We start from the raw sequence: 15,458 nt of genomic DNA, 5'->3' as shown, positions 1-15,458 counted from the left end.
AATTGGTAGACACGCCAGCTTCAGGTGCTGGTGGCCGCAAGGCCGTGGAAGTTCGAGTCTTCTTCTGGGCACCAATTCAGGTTTACAGCCTACGGTTGTGAAACCACTCAAAAAGCCCGCGCAAGCGGGCTTTTTAGTTTCCGGCATTCTAAATGCACATCCTCTGCAACTGCGTCCCATCGAATTCTCAAAATACTGCACAAAAAAAAACCTGTCTCACAGAGCAATCAGATTCGTCTTATCCATTTCGACAAGACACCTCAATGAGAATGCGACTCTTCTATTCCAATAAGATGAGTCAGCACTATGAACAATACCTGCCTGGCACTAATACTTACGGCATTTTGCATTCCTGCAGCACAAGCTGGAGAGTGGTATGGCTCGGCCAAGCTCAACAGCGCCCATCAAAAACTCTCTGACGCACTGTTAACCAGCCCTCGCGTCACCGACCGCGTGTCCAACCCCGACAGCAATAAACGCATTTCTGGATCATTGGCATTGGGCCATGCGTTTTCGGGCGGCTGGCGCCTTGAAGGTGAATACACCTCGCGCACCCATGCCAACTTTGACTCCCACTGGGCTCCTTTCGAGGCCAACGTGAACCGGCTCAAGATTGATAGCCAACGCCTGATGCTCAATGCTTACAAAGACTTTGCAGTAAATGATTGGCTGTCGTTCTACGGCACGGTCGGCGCCGGTGTAGCTCAGATAGATGCCGAAGGGTATCAAGGCAATAAAAGCCGGCGCTTCGAGAACAAACGCCAGAATAACTTTGCCTACAGCGCAGGACTTGGCGCGACCGCCAAGCTGACTGAAACAACGAGCCTGGGCTTAGGCTATCGCTATGTCGACATGGGCAAAGTTGAAACAGGCCGCAACTCCTTTGCCAACCGCATCAACGCCAGAGATGAACAACTAAAAGGCAAGCTCAGCGACCAAAACCTTTTCGTGGAAGCACGGGTCGCGTTCTAAGCCAGCATGAGATGCAGCCCCTGGCTGCATTTCCCTTCTTTTGCACTCATCCTGCCTACCTCTCCTCGCCCGGTCCGCACTTGAGAAACAATATCGTTTATTATTGTTACAAGTTTTGTAGTACCAAAGTGAGGAACCCAGCGAATGATGCTCCGAAATACCCGGCTTGCGACATCTCTACTGCGCGGCCTGACGCTCTCCATCCTCGGTCTTGCACTGACCTCCCCCGCCTACGCAGCCGACCCCGTCACCCTGACGCTGTACAACGGCCAGCACAAAGAAGTGGGCGACAACCTGGCCGCCGCCTTTGAAGCCAAAACCGGCATTCACGTCAACGTGCGCAAGGGCAGCAGCAACCAACTGGCCAGCCAGATCATGGAAGAAGGCGACCGCTCCCCGGCTGACGTGTTTTACGCCGAAGAATCGCCGCCCCTGAACAACCTGGGCGAGCAAGGCTTTCTGGCCAAGGCCGACGACAGCACCCTGCAAGCGCTGCCCAAAGAATACGTGGCCGCCAATGGCACCTGGATCGGCGTAACTGCCCGCACCCGCGTCGTGGCGTTCAACCCCAAGCTGATCAAAGAAGAAGACCTGCCCAAATCGGTACTCGATTTCGCCGACCCCGAGTGGCAAGGCAAAGTCGGCTTCGTCCCCACCAGCGGCGCCTTCCAGGAACAGGCCGTGGCCATCATTAAACTGCACGGTCGCGACGCCGCAGAAGAATGGCTGACCGGCCTGCGCGCCTTCGGCAAAACCTACACCAACAACATGGTTGCACTCAAAGCGGTGGAAAACGGCGAAGTCGCCACCGTGCTGGTGAACAACTACTACTGGTTCGCCCTGGAAAAAGAGAAAGGCAAACTGGACTCCAAACTGCACTACTTCACCGACGGTGATGCGGGCGGCTTGATCACCGTGTCCAGCGCAGGCGTGATCAAAGCCAGCAAGCACCCCAAAGAAGCCCAGCAATTGCTCGCCTATATGGCCAGCGAAGAGGGCCAGCGGGTGATCACCAACACCACCGCCGAATACCCGATGCGCAAAGGCATGGTGTCGGACCGTGGTCTTAAGCCATTCGAAGAGCTGCAAGCGCCGAAAATCACCCCGGCTGACCTGGGCAACGCTGAAGAAGCGCTGGACCTCGAACGCGAAACCGGCCTGCTCTGATGCTCGCCACTGCCCACCCTGTGCGCCACACCCTTAAGCGCAAAAGGCCGTCGATCTGGCTGCTGCTGCCCGTCCTGCTGCTGGTCGGGCTCAGCCTGCTGCCGCTGCTGTATGTCGCCACCAAAGCCTGGCAAGCCGGCTGGACGCAGGCGTTGAGCCTGTTGTGGCGGCCGTATGTGTTCGGCCTGATGCGCAACACGCTGCTGCTGATGGTGGGCGTCACCGTGACCTGCGCCGTGGTCGGCCTGTCGCTGGCCTGGCTGCTGGAACGCAGCAACTTGCCGGGGCGGCGCCTGTGGGGCGTGATCCTGTGCCTGCCGTTTGCCGTCCCGGCGTTTGTCAGCAGCTTCACCTGGGTGTCCCTGAGCGCCAGCTTTGAAGGCCTGGGTGGGGCCATTCTGGTGATGAGCCTGTCCAAATACCCGCTGATCTTTCTGCCGGTCGCCGCCACCCTGCGCAACCTTGACCCGGCCCTGGAAGAATCGGCGCGTACCCTGGGGCAGAACCGTTGGGGCGTGTTTTTCAAGATCACCCTGCCATTGCTGTGGCCTTCGCTCCTGGCCGGCTCGCTGCTGATTGCCTTGCACATGCTGGTGGAGTTTGGCGCGCTGTCGATCATCGGCCTGCAAACCTTTACCACCGCGATCTACCAGCAATTTGAACTGGAATTCAGCAACGCCAATGCGGCGATGCTGTCGGCGGTGCTGCTGGTGATGTGCCTGAGCCTGTTGTGGCTGGAGCTGAAAGCGCGCGGCAAAGGCCGCCACATTCGCATCGGCCAAGGCGCTGCACGGCGCGCCGAACAGGTACGGTTGGGCAAGTGGTCGCTGGTGGGGCAAGTGTATTGCCTGCTGCTGGCGGTGATTGGCAGCGGCATCCCGCTGGGCATGCTGGCGTACTGGCTGATCAAGGGCAGCTCGGCGGCCTTCCCGATGGCGGCGATTGGCGAGGCGCTGTTCTCGTCGCTGGCTTTGTCGTTGGGCGGTGCTGCCTTGTGTCTGGTGCTGGCGGTGCCGGTGGGGTTGCTGGTGGTGCGTTACAAAGGCCAACTGGCGATCTGGGCCGAACGCCTGCCGTACCTGCTGCACGCCCTGCCGGGCCTGGTCATTGCCCTGGCGCTGGTGTACTTCTCGCTGCATTACGTGCCGGTGCTGTATCAGACCTCGGCGTTGCTGCTGGTGGCGTATGCGCTGCTGTTTTTACCCTTGGCGCAAGCACCGATCCGCACCGCGCTAAACAAGGCCGCCCCGCAACTGGAAGAAGCCGCCCGCACCTTGGGCGCCTCATCGTTCTCGGCGTTTTACCGGGTGACCTTGCCGATCATCTTCCCGGCGCTGGGCGCAGCGTTTGCACTGGTGTTTCTCGACGCTATGAAAGAACTGACCGCCACCTTGCTGCTGAGCCCGACCGGGCTTAACACCCTGGCCACCCAAGTGTGGGCGCACACCTCAAATGTCGAGTTTGCGGCCGCGGCGCCTTATGCTGCACTGTTGATCGTGGTGTCGGGCTTGCCGGTGTATTTGCTGACCACGCGGATGTATTTGAGCCGCTGAAGCCGCTTTAGCCCTCTCCCGCCGGGAGAGGGGCTTTTTTCCACACAATTCGCAACGCCTGCACCGGCTTCGTCCCTTTCATTCGCAGGACCTTTCCTAGAGAATCCTCACCGCCTTGTGGCGCTGGAACGGCGCGGATAGTCTCGACGGGTCACTGATTTCAGTGGCCGGTTTTGACAGACCGTCTGATCTCGCATGACCACTGTGTTATGGCGGCCATGTGCGGGGCATCTTCGGGTGCGCCGAGTTCGCGAGACTCCTCGGTCTGTCAACCCGCACATAGCTGCCACCCTTCCGATTGACAGCGGATTGACGACAGCTCCAACGTTTGGAGTTTCTCGCATGGATAAAATCGTCCCAGACCCACCCCTCGATGCCTTTCACACCAGCGCCCATCGCGGCACGCTGCTGTTCGCCACCCACCCCGGTATTCCCGCACGAGACGCGCTTGAACACGTTTCGCTGCTGCTTAAAGGCGCAGAGTTAAACGCCGACGACATCAGCGCTCACCTTTCAGGCCTTGAAGCCGAACAGCTGTGGAATGTTATCCACAGCATGGAGATGGCCCGAGCGCTGGTGGACTCGCTACTAACTGATTAATGCTCGCCATGAATGCGCTTGTGCGTAATCCGCCAGCCCTCACCCCAACCCTCTCCCGGAGGGAGAGGGAGCTTTACCGAGGTGGTTTCGGATTCAACGCCATTGCTTGCAAACCGCAAATCATCACCAATATCCCCCAATCAGTCCCCTCTCCCTCCGGGAGAGGGCTAGGGTGAGGGGCTTTTGATTTTAAGCTCTGAACTGCCCCAAACTGGCCTTCAACTGCTCTGCCAGGCTGTCCAGCACTTTGCCGCTGGCCGTGGTCTGCGTGACGGCCTCGGCCGCGCGTTCGGCCTGGGCATGGATCACTTCGACCCGCCCACGCACTGCATGGGCGCCCTGGGCCTGATGCGCTGCGGCTTTGGTCGCATCGTCTATGGCTGTGTGCACTTGCTCAACCGAGGCCTGCACGGTTTTTTGCAATTTCACACTGCCGCGCAACACGGCCAGGCCTTCGTCCGCCTGACGCCCGGCCTGCGCAATCGCCTCAACCGCTTCTTTGGCGCCCTGCTGCAAGGCCACGATGTGCGCCTGAATATCGCCGGTAGAGCTTTGTGTTTTGCTCGCCAACGCACGGACTTCATCGGCCACCACCGCAAAGCCGCGCCCCGTCTCGCCTGCCCGCGCCGCTTCAATGGCGGCGTTCAACGCCAGCAGGTTGGTCTGCTCAGCAATGCCATGGATCACCGTCAGCACCACTTCGATCTGCTCGCTTTGCTGCGCCAGCCGCTCAATCACTTTGGCGCCCTCGCCCACTTGCCCGGCCAGCGCTTCAATCAAGCCGCCCACTTGCGCCGAGGTGCGGGTGTTTTCGTCAGTCGCCTGACGAATGTCCACCACCTGGCGCAGCGCCGCCTGCATCGCCTGGCTTTCAGACTGCGCCGCATCGGCCATGGTCGACAGCGCCTCAAGGCTTTGCGCCACTTCATCGCGCTGCAACTGCGCTGCCGCATCCGCCCCGGCATTGCGCATCGTCATCACGCCAATCTCGACCCCGGTGCGCTGGGCCACATCCCCCGCTTCACGCACGATGGGCTGCAACTTGTCGACAAAACGGTCAACCGCTGCCGCCATGTCGCCAATCTCGTCTTTGCTGTTCAGGCCCACGCGTTTGGTCAGGTCACCTTCGCCCGCCGCCAGGTCATTCAGGGCGGCGTTAAGCAGCAGTAACTTACTCACCACGCGCCGTCCCAACACCACCGCCAGTACCAGCAACACGCCAAGCCCCACCAGCGCCAGGCTCAAGCCGATACGCCAGCGCAGCGCTTCTGCTGCCTCACGTACGGTATGCGCGGTATTGACCTGCATTTGTGCGGCCGCTGCCTGCGCCGACTGCAAACGCGCGCCCAGGGCTTTGGAGCTTTCGCTGGCCGCGCCTTGCAGGCTGTCATCGACCAACTGATCACTGCTTACGATCAACGACGCAAAACGCTGGTCCAGCGCCGCCAGCGACTGTTCGATCGACGCAGTAGAAACGCCCATCAACACTTTGCCGATCACAACGCCGTTGGGGCTGATGGGCGCTTCGAGGTAATACACCGCCGGATCGTTGCGCGCAGCATCGAGGACTTTATCCAGGGCACGTTCGCCCTTGCCCTTTTCCAGCAGGGCTTTGTTGATCGGGTTATCACGGTTGAGGTAGCGCGTCAGATGCTGCCCCGAGGCATCGTCATACACCACGAACAGCACATTGGGATTGCGCTGGGCACGCCGAGCGAAGTCCGACAGTGTCGGCACATCGTTGTCCCAAATGGCCCGGGACGAAACGGCCGCCAGCAGCTGCGCCATGTCGTTCGCGGAGTCTTTGAGGCTCTGCTCGAGCATTTCCCAGAGCTGCATCTGTTCGTCTTTTAGGCGCGGCTCCAGGCCTGCGGTCAGGCGCTGGCGGGTGCTGACCGACAATCCGTCCAGGTTACTCTTGACCTCACGCCCGGCCAACTCCAGTTCGGCCGCCAACTGTTTGCTGTCTGCACTCAGCCCCGCATCCAGATCGGACTCCAGGGCCGTGACCGTGCTCCGTGTCAGTGCGACAGCCACCAGCACTTGCACCAAAAGAGCGATACCGAGGGTAACGAATACCGGCCGCAATAAACGGCTTTGTAACAATGAGAGTACGGCAGACACAGAAAACCCCTCCACAACGGTGCCATTATTTTGATGGCACGCTTATGGGGTTTTTGAAGCAAGGGTCATGCCGTGGATCTCTTGCGGGACTTCCAGTCTTCGACGCCGCGCTGTCGCGCAGCAAACAGGCCATCGATAATCGACAGCATCCCCCAATCGGTTCCCTCTCCTTCGGGAGAGGGCTAGGGTGAGGGTTGATCTTGATTTGAGTGCATATCCATTGCTGCGGCAACGGCCACTTAGGGTTCCGCCCTTACGGCGCGTCACTTTGAAAGCGCAAAGTAACCAAACGCTTTTTGCCCCAACCCCTCGGTGCCTCGCTGTGGCTCGGCATGCCCTCACCACAGGCCCTGCTCCGTGGGCCCGCCGCGATCGGCCATCCCTGGCCGTGTCGCGGCTAACCCGGCGTCCTGCCGGGTTACCCACTGCGCAAAACCTGCGTTCGGCCAGCGTGGTTTAACGGGGCCTCTTAGATCAAGATTAAAAACCAGATCAAGATCAACAGATCGCGAGGCAAGCTCGCTCCTACAGAGGGCTAAAACAACAAAGGGCCCCGAAGGGCCCTTTGTTTTACATCGCGACGTGTTACGCGAACGGGTGACGCAGAACGATGGTTTCGTTGCGGTCCGGACCTGTCGAGACGATGTCGATCGGCGCGCCGATCAGTGCTTCTACGCGCTTGATGTAAGCACGGGCGTTTTCTGGCAGCTCTTCCAGGGTTTTGGCACCCACAGTAGACTCGGTCCAGCCCGGCACGGTTTCGTACACAGGCTCCAGGCCTACGTAGCTGTCAGCGTCAGTCGGCGCCACTTCAACACCGTTTGCATCTTTGTAGCCAACGCAGATGTTGATGGTTTCCAGACCATCGAGTACGTCCAGCTTGGTCAGGCAGATGCCCGAGATGCTGTTCACGTCGATAGCGCGACGCAGGATAACGGCGTCGAACCAACCGCAACGACGGGCACGGCCGGTGGTTGCACCGAACTCGTGACCTTGTTTGGCCAGGTGAGCGCCGACGTCGTCGAACAGCTCAGTCGGGAACGGGCCCGAACCCACGCGAGTGGTGTAAGCCTTGGTGATGCCCAGGATGTAGTCCAGGAACATCGGGCCAACGCCCGAACCGGTCGCAACGCCACCGGCGGTGGTGTTGGAGCTGGTCACGTACGGGTAGGTACCGTGGTCGATGTCCAGCAGCGAACCTTGAGCGCCTTCGAACATGATGTCTTTGCCAGCGCGACGCAGGTCGTGCAGCTCAGCGGTCACGTCCAGCATCAGCGGCTTGAGCAGCTCAGCGTATTCTTTGCACTCGGCCAGGGTCTTGTCGAAGTCGATGGCGGTGTCTTTGTAGTAACCCACCAGCATGAAGTTGTGGTAATCCACCAGCTCACGCAGTTTGGCTTCAAAACGCGGCATGTTCAGCAGATCGCCAACGCGCAGACCGCGACGTGCAACCTTGTCTTCGTATGCCGGGCCAATGCCGCGACCGGTTGTACCGATCTTCAGCTCGCCACGGGCTTTTTCACGGGCCTGGTCCAGTGCAACGTGGAACGACAGGATCAGCGGGCAGGACGGGCTGATACGCAGGCGCTCACGCACCGGTACGCCTTTCTCTTCCAGCTTGATGATTTCACGCAACAGAGCGTCTGGAGCAACCACCACACCGTTGCCGATCAGGCACTGCACGCCTTCGCGCAATACGCCCGACGGAATCAGGTGCAGAACGGTTTTTTCGCCGTCGATCACCAAGGTGTGGCCAGCGTTGTGGCCACCTTGGTAGCGCACTACAGCGGCAGCATGTTCGGTCAGCAGATCAACGATCTTGCCTTTGCCCTCATCACCCCACTGGGTGCCCAGGACTACGACATTCTTACCCATAACACTTGTCCTCATTCGCGCAAACTTGGTGCCGGCAACCGCCGGCAGGAAAACTCAAGAAGCCAGCGGCACGACGTGCCACAAGCCGTTCTGCTGAATCAATTGGCGGTCGCAGTCCGCATCACGGGCGGCGGTCTGTGGCTGGCCAGGCAATGCCTGAACCACACGCTGACCTTCACTGCGAAGCTGGCAAACCTGCTGCCAGAGTGCCGCATCTGTGCTGTCAGGCATCCAGATACCGCCAGACGGTAGCTGAACCTCAGCACGCCCCAGGGTTACCAGGGTTTTCAAATCGGTCGAAAAACCGGTCGCCGGACGGGCACGCCCAAACACAGCACCGATATCGTCATAACGACCGCCCTGGGCGATGGAATCCCCAACGCCCGGAACAAACACCGCAAACACCACACCTGTGTGGTAGTGATACCCACGCAACTCACCCAGGTCAAAATACAGCGGCAACTGCGGGAAACGCACCGACAACCGCTCGGCAATGGCCTGCAAGTCGTCCAGAGCAGCCATCACCTCGGCCGGAGCCTTGGCCAGACGCTCACGCGCAGCAACCAGCACTTCACGGCCGCCACACAAACCCACCAATGCCTGAAGCATGTCGGCCAGATCGGCCGGCAAACCTTCGGTCAAGGCTGTTACTTCGTCGATCGCCTTGCGTTGCAGGGCGTCGAACAATTGTTGTTCCACTTCAACCGACAGGTTGGCCGCACGGGCCAGCCCACGGTAAATGCCGACATGCCCCAGGTCCATGTGCACATCCGGCACATCGGCCAGTTGCAGCATGGCCAGCATCAAGCTGATGACTTCTACGTCGCTGCTCGGGCTGGCATCGCCATACAACTCGGCGCCCAACTGGATCGGGCTGCGCGAGGACGACAATGCACGCGGTTGAGCATGCAGGACGCTGCCGGCGTAGCACAGACGGCTCGGGCCTTCATGACGCAAGGTATGCGCATCAATGCGCGCCACTTGCGGCGTGATGTCGGCACGAAAACCCATCTGGCGACCCGTCTTGGGGTCAATAACCTTAAAGGTCCGCAGGTCGAGATCCTGGCCAGCCCCTGTCAGCAGGGACTCCAGGTATTCGATATGCGGGGTGACGACGAACTCATAGCCCCAGCTCTGGAACAGATCCAACACCTGACGCCGCGCGACTTCAATGCGCGCAGCTTCTGGTGGAAGTACTTCTTCGATGCCATCTGGCAGAAGCCAGCGGTCTACCGTTGCCATTACGCCATTCCCCTATGATCCGGGTGGCCAGCCAGCAGGCAAGCCTTGAGTAAAGCAGAACGTGGCTGCGTCTTTAGCGCGCACAGCAAAAAAGCCTGAATGACAGGCTCAGCACATTCCTCGAAAAATCTACCGATGCTGTCACAGCCATTCGGTCAATCAAACATGCAGACGCAAAAAAGCCGGGAATTTCCCGGCTGCCGCATCATACACACGTTTTCTAAAAGGATCACCCCGCGAGGCAATTTGCCCGCCCGGCGGAGTGCGTGTACAGGATGCTTTTTTGCTGCAGGAGCGAGCTTTTGGAGATCAAAAGATCGCGAGGCAAGCTCGCTCCTACAGGTTTACTGCGGCTTGGACTTGTCCAGGTAGCGGAAGAACTCGCTGCTTGGGTCCAGAACCAATACGTCGCTCTTGTTCGCAAAGCTTTCGCGGTAAGCGCGCAGGCTGCGATAGAACTTGTAGAACTCCTGGTCCTGACCGTAAGCCTTGGAGTAAATCGCAGCAGCCTGGGCATCGCCATCACCGCGTGCTTCTTCGGACTGGCGATACGCCTCAGCCAGCAGAACACGACGTTGACGGTCGGCGTCAGCACGAATGCCTTCTGCCAGCTCGTTACCCTTGGCCCGATGCTCGCGTGCTTCACGCTCACGCTCGGTGCTCATACGTTCGAAAACGCTGCGGTTTACTTCTTTGGGCAGGTCAATGGCCTTGACGCGAACGTCGACCACTTCAATGCCCAGCTCTTTCTCAGCCATTTTGTTCAGCGATGCGGTGATGTCAGCCATCAATGCATCACGCTCACCCGACACCACTTCGTGCAGGGTGCGCTTACCGAACTGGTCACGCAGGCCCGACTCCAGACGACGCGACAGGCGCTCGTCAGCAATCTGCTTCATGCCCGAGGTCGCGGTGTAGAAGCGCTCGGCATCTTTCACACGCCACTTGGCGAAAGCATCGACCATGACCGCTTTCTTTTCCAGCGTCAGGAAACGCTGCGTCGGCGCATCCAGCGTCATCAGGCGGGCGTCAAACTTGCGCACCTGGTTAACGTAAGGGATCTTCACGTGCAGGCCTGGCTGAACATCGGCCTGAACCACACGGCCGAAGCGCAACAGCACGGCACGTTCGGTTTGCGAGACGATGTAGAAGCTGTTCCAGGCAACGATCGCCACAACAACGGCAACAATAAGGGCGACCAGCGATTTATTGCTCATCAGCGACTCTCCCTGGTACGCGGTGGTGTCGGCAGATCCGTGTTGATGTGCGTGCCAGCATCAGAACTGCTCGCCGCAGCTGCCGAACCCGTTACCGAGTTGCTGCCGCCAGTACGGCCTTCAATCATTTTGTCCAACGGCAAGTACAGCAGGTTGCTCTGGCCGTTTTTGTTGCCGGTCACGAGTACTTTGCTGGTGTTGCTGAAGACATCCTGCATGGTGTCCAGGTACAGACGGTCACGGGTCACGTCAGGATTTTTGCGGTACTCGGCCACCAGCTTGGTAAAGCGGTCAGCTTCACCCTTGGCGCGAGACACCACTTCATCGCGGTAACCGTTGGCATCTTCGATGATGCGCTGTGCCTGACCACGGGCTTCCGGAACCACGCCATTGGCGTAGCTTTCGGCCTGGTTGCGGGCACGCTGCTCGTCTTCACGGGCACGGATCACGTCGTCAAAGGCTTCTTGTACTTCACGCGGTGCAGCAGCGTTTTGTACGTTGACCTGAGTCACCGTAATACCGGTTTTGTAGGTATCGAGGAAACGCTGCAGGCGCTCCTTGATCTCTACGGCCATTTGTTCACGGCCATCGGTCAACACCTGGTCCATCGACGTGGAACCCACGACGTGACGCAAGGCACTGTCTGTGGCTTGCTGCAGACTGACTTCCGGTTGATCAACGTTCAGCACGTAGTCGCGCAGGTTGCTGATCTTGTACTGCACGGTCAGCGGCACTTCGACGATGTTTTCGTCTTCAGTGAGCATCTGGCCCTGCTTGGTGTACGCACGCTCACGCGTTACGTTTTCCATGTACTTTTTATCGAACGGCGGCAAGTAGATGTTCAGACCCGGACCAACCGTGTCGTAGTACTTGCCCAGGCGCAGCACGACGGCTTGCTCCTGCTCGTCGACCACATAAACCGCGCTGTACAGCCAGACGGCTGCCATAACGACCAGTACCAGGCCGAGCACACCGAAGCCGGCGCTCTTACCGCCTGAGCCACCTTCGTTGCCACCGCCACCGGTACGTTTTTTTCCACCACCGAACAACCCATTCAGGCTTTCCTGCAGCTTTCGGAAGGCCTCGTCGAGATCCGGTGGTCCCTTGCGGTCGCCATTTTTAGGGCGTTTGCTACCCCAGGGATCTTGATTGTTCGAGTTGCCACCCGGCTCATTCCAAGCCATAGCGCTCTCCATCTGATAAAGCAAAGACGCGCCCACGGCGCGCCGACCAATGCTACAGAATGCCTACCACAGCGGCACGGCCGCTTTAGGAGGCTTTTATTGCAAAGTGTGTTCTTCGATGAATTCCAGCGGTTGCATCCCTTCACGGCTGACCAAGCGATTGAGCTCGGAACGCGGCAGGCGTACGTCCAACAAACTGGAGCCCTCATCGTCATGCGCTTCTTTTTGCACAACCCCCAGTTCGAAGAACTGTGCACGCAGTCGAGCAAAACGTTGCGGCAAGCGCAAGGTGCCAACGAACAAATCACTGCCCAGCAACTCGGCAATGGCCTGCTCAAGCAGCTCCAGACCTTGGTTTTCACGGGCCGACAACCAGACCCGCTGCGGTTTGCCATCGGCATCACGCTGGATCTGCGGCTCTACACCTTCAAGCAAATCGATTTTGTTGTAGACCTCAAGGATCGGCAAGTCCTGCGCGCCAATCTCGTTGAGGACGATCATCACCTGTTCGATCTGCTGCATACGCTCAGGCTCATGCGCGTCGATCACGTGCAGCAGCAAATCCGAATTGCTCGACTCTTCGAGCGTAGACCGGAATGCTTCAACAAGCTTGTGCGGCAAGTGACGAATAAAGCCCACGGTATCGGCCAGTACGATCGGCCCCAGGTCGTCCAGGTCAACGCGGCGCAAGGTCGGGTCGAGCGTGGCGAACAATTGGTCTGCGGCAAATACGTCTGACTGCGTGACCGCATTGAACAACGTGGACTTACCGGCGTTGGTATACCCCACCAGCGACACCGTAGGAATATCGGCGCGTTGGCGCCCTCTACGGGACTGTTCACGTTGGCTGCGGACTTTTTTCAGACGCGACTTGATCTGGCTGATGCGGATACGCAACAGACGGCGGTCGGTTTCGAGCTGGGTTTCACCCGGCCCGCGCATACCAATGCCGCCACCTTGACGCTCAAGGTGGGTCCAGCCGCGCACAAGACGCGTGCTCATGTGATCAAGCTGGGCCAGTTCGACCTGTAGCTTGCCTTCATGGGTACGGGCGCGTTGAGCGAAGATGTCGAGAATCAGCCCGGTGCGGTCAAGCACGCGACACTCGAACACACGTTCGAGGTTACGCTCCTGACTGGGCGTGAGGACGTGATTGAAAATCACAATGTCGACCTTCTCGGCCTTGACCAGGTCGCGCAACTCCTCGACCTTGCCACTGCCAATCAGGTACTTGGCCGAAGGCCGATGACGCGGCACGTTGAAAAACGCGACGGTCTCGGCGCCAGCCGATACTGCTAACTCCTGGAACTCCTGCGGATCTTCGTGCGCCTCAGGGTCCTGAACTTCCAAGTGAACGAGGATCGCCCGCTCACCACCACCGTGGCGCTCAAAGAACAAAGGAGACTCCTATCAAGCGTTACCTGGCTCAGCGTCTGCCAGATCAGATTCGCTCGCGCTAGGCAGACGGATCGGACGTACTGGGACGACTGTCGAGATAGCGTGTTTGTAAACCATTTGGCTCACGGTGTTTTTCAGCAGGATCACGAACTGGTCGAACGACTCGATAGTCCCCTGCAGCTTGATACCGTTGACCAGGTAGATGGAAACGCCAACCTTCTCTTTACGCAAAGTATTCAAGTAAGGGTCTTGTAGCGAATGCCCTTTTGACATGTGCCGCACTCCTGTAAGGATAAAAAAATAGATACAAAAATTAGATGGCGATGTCGCCATACCCATAGGATAGACGGCAATTTCCGGGACTCAGCTCAATATGGAGACCGATCCCAAGTATTTCAAGGCGCGCGGCAGATTGTCGCAGTCCAGGCTGTCCAGCCAATGTAGATCATCCCAACCGCGCAACCAGGTGAACTGACGTTTGGCCAATTGGCGCGTAGCAATGATGCCGCGCTCCTGCATCTCGGTCGCTGTCAGCTTGCCGTCCAGATAATCCCAGACTTGGCGGTAGCCCACTGCACGTATAGACGGCAACCCGGCGTGCAGGTCACTTCTATCTCGCAGGGCTAAGACCTCGTCGATGAATCCCTGTTCCAGCATTTGCATGAATCTTTGCGCGATTCTTTCATGCAGCACCTGCCGGTTCGCCGGAGCGATGGCCAGTTGGGCGACAGTATAGGGCAATTGGCCGCCGCCAGAAGCTGCTGCTTTAGTAGATTTTTCAGATTGTTTGTGCCGGTGGGCCGTCATGCTCAGGCCGCTCACCCGATACACCTCTAACGCCCGGGTCAGACGCTGCGGGTCATTGGGGTGAATGCGCGCCGCCGACTCCGGGTCGACCGCTGCCAACTGATCATGCAGCGCCTGCCAGCCAAGGCGTTGGGCTTCTTCTTCAAGTTGCGCCCGCACCTGCGGGTCGGCGGCCGGCATGTCGGCCAGGCCTTCAAGCAACGCTTTGTAATACAACATTGTGCCACCCACCAACAGCGGGATATTGCCCCGTGCGGTGATCTCGGCCATGGACTGCAGCGCATCGCGGCGAAAATCAGCCGCCGAATAGCTCTCGGCCGGGTCAATGATGTCGATCAACCGGTGCGGGTGCGCCGCCAGAATTTCTTTGGACGGCTTGGCCGTGCCGATGTCCATGCCGCGATACACCAGCGCCGAATCCACGCTGACCAGCTCGCACGGCAATACTTTGCTCAGCTCGATCGCCAGATCCGTTTTGCCTGCGGCGGTGGGGCCCATCAAAAATATGGCCGGGGGTAAAGCCTTGGAACCTGTCATCAGCGACCGCGCAAAAAGAGTTTGTCCAAGTCGTCCAGGCCCATTTGGGTCCAGGTGGGACGACCATGATTGCACTGACCGCTGCGCTCGGTGTTTTCCATGTCCCGCAACAAGCCGTTCATTTCCGGGATGGCCAAACGCTGATTGGCGCGGATCGCGCCGTGGCACGCCATGGTGCCGAGCAATTCGTTGAGGTGCGCCTGGATCCGGTCACTGGTGCCGTATTCCATCAAGTCGGCCAGCACGTCATGCACCAGGCGCTGCGCCTCGGCCTGCTTGAGCAAAGCCGGGATCTGGCGAATGGCCAGAGTCTCCGGGCCCAAGCGCTGCAACTCGAAGCCCAGGCGGCGGAACCACTCGCCGTGTTCTTCGGCACAATCGGCCTCACGCTGGCTGACCGCAATCGACTCGGGCACCAGCAGCGGCTGGCCGCTCAGGCCTTCGCTGGCCATGGCGATTTTGAGGCGCTCGTACATGATCCGTTCGTGGGCCGCGTGCATGTCCACCAGCACCAGGCCGTGGGCGTTTTCCGCAAGGATATAGATACCCTTGAGCTGCGCCAGGGCAAAGCCCAATGGCGGAATATCACCTTGCCCCTCGGGCATCGGCGCCGCCGTGGCCTCGGGCAATGGCGCGAAAAACTCGCGGTAGGCATTTTTGGCTTCGGCGGTCGCCATGGACGGCCCGGAAGTCGGCGGCCGGTAGTAAGACTGATAACCCGCCCCCGCCCCGGAACCCGGCACATGCGCAGCCGGTGCCGCCTGAGGCTGCTCCAGCAGGTG

Annotated in this window: 12 protein-coding genes and 2 pseudogenes; 4 read left to right on the top strand and 10 right to left on the bottom strand. The window is 59.2% G+C overall.

Features of this window, described 5'->3' with window-relative positions; translation table 11 throughout:
- The first annotated feature begins 306 nt into the window (after positions 1–306).
- The 4 genes from GHO25_RS23605 (at position 307) to GHO25_RS23590 (ending at position 4,292) form a co-directional block, all read left to right on the top strand.
- Positions 307–972 (top strand): outer membrane protein, encoded by a 666-nt coding sequence (locus GHO25_RS23605; protein ID WP_153392762.1) that lies wholly within the window; start codon positions 307–309, stop codon positions 970–972.
- Positions 973–1,116: 144 nt separating this feature from the next.
- Positions 1,117–2,139, top strand: a complete 1,023-nt coding sequence (locus GHO25_RS23600; RefSeq protein ID WP_123751160.1) for an iron ABC transporter substrate-binding protein — start codon at positions 1,117–1,119, stop codon at positions 2,137–2,139.
- On the top strand, positions 2,139–3,692 hold the full coding sequence (locus GHO25_RS23595) for an iron ABC transporter permease (RefSeq protein ID WP_153392757.1): 1,554 nt from the start codon (positions 2,139–2,141) through the stop codon (positions 3,690–3,692). Before GHO25_RS23600 ends, GHO25_RS23595 begins: the two co-directional genes overlap by 1 nt.
- Positions 3,693–4,034: 342 nt before the next feature.
- The gene (locus GHO25_RS23590) at positions 4,035–4,292 is read left to right on the top strand and encodes a DUF3077 domain-containing protein (RefSeq protein WP_053225174.1); all 258 of its coding nucleotides are present in this window, start codon (positions 4,035–4,037) and stop codon (positions 4,290–4,292) included.
- 189 nt (positions 4,293–4,481) lie between these two features.
- Here GHO25_RS23590 and GHO25_RS26985 read toward each other — a convergent pair whose 3' ends face one another.
- The 10 genes and pseudogenes from GHO25_RS26985 to mutL form a co-directional block, all read right to left on the bottom strand.
- Positions 4,482–5,186, bottom strand: a complete 705-nt coding sequence (locus GHO25_RS26985) for a methyl-accepting chemotaxis protein (RefSeq protein WP_372240967.1) — start codon at positions 5,184–5,186, stop codon at positions 4,482–4,484.
- A gap of 201 nt (positions 5,187–5,387) precedes the next feature.
- Positions 5,388–5,600: pseudogene (locus GHO25_RS26980) on the bottom strand (methyl-accepting chemotaxis protein); the annotation flags it as partial.
- A gap of 1,401 nt (positions 5,601–7,001) precedes the next feature.
- Positions 7,002–8,291, bottom strand: a complete 1,290-nt coding sequence (locus GHO25_RS23580) for an adenylosuccinate synthase (RefSeq protein WP_153392755.1) — start codon at positions 8,289–8,291, stop codon at positions 7,002–7,004.
- Positions 8,292–8,345: 54 nt separating this feature from the next.
- Positions 8,346–9,533: an ATP phosphoribosyltransferase regulatory subunit gene (locus GHO25_RS23575; protein WP_048385271.1), complete on the bottom strand. Its 1,188-nt coding sequence runs from the start codon at positions 9,531–9,533 to the stop codon at positions 8,346–8,348.
- Between the two features lie 344 nt (positions 9,534–9,877).
- Entirely contained in the window at positions 9,878–10,750 is an 873-nt protein-coding gene (gene hflC / locus GHO25_RS23570; protein ID WP_048366597.1) for a protease modulator HflC, read from the bottom strand.
- On the bottom strand, positions 10,750–11,934 hold the full coding sequence (gene hflK, locus GHO25_RS23565; RefSeq protein WP_048366598.1) for an FtsH protease activity modulator HflK: 1,185 nt from the start codon (positions 11,932–11,934) through the stop codon (positions 10,750–10,752). The genes hflC and hflK overlap by 1 nt, the downstream gene beginning before the upstream one ends.
- A gap of 96 nt (positions 11,935–12,030) precedes the next feature.
- A complete protein-coding gene (gene hflX, locus GHO25_RS23560; RefSeq protein ID WP_048366599.1) occupies positions 12,031–13,332 on the bottom strand; it encodes a ribosome rescue GTPase HflX in 1,302 nt (433 codons plus the stop codon).
- A gap of 12 nt (positions 13,333–13,344) precedes the next feature.
- Positions 13,345–13,605, bottom strand: coding sequence for an RNA chaperone Hfq (gene hfq, locus GHO25_RS23555; RefSeq protein ID WP_048366600.1), 261 nt, complete (start codon positions 13,603–13,605; stop codon positions 13,345–13,347).
- Positions 13,606–13,695: 90 nt separating this feature from the next.
- On the bottom strand, positions 13,696–14,676 hold the full coding sequence (gene miaA / locus GHO25_RS23550; protein ID WP_153392752.1) for a tRNA (adenosine(37)-N6)-dimethylallyltransferase MiaA: 981 nt from the start codon (positions 14,674–14,676) through the stop codon (positions 13,696–13,698).
- A pseudogene (gene mutL / locus GHO25_RS23545) lies at positions 14,676–15,458 on the bottom strand (DNA mismatch repair protein MutL); the annotation flags it as partial. The gene miaA and the pseudogene mutL, both read right to left, overlap by 1 nt.

The organism is Pseudomonas sp. FSL R10-1350, assembly GCF_009600525.1.
In the GTDB taxonomy this organism is placed as follows: Bacteria; Pseudomonadota; Gammaproteobacteria; order Pseudomonadales; family Pseudomonadaceae; genus Aquipseudomonas; species Aquipseudomonas helleri.
This window is presented reverse-complemented; position numbering and strand designations above follow the sequence as displayed.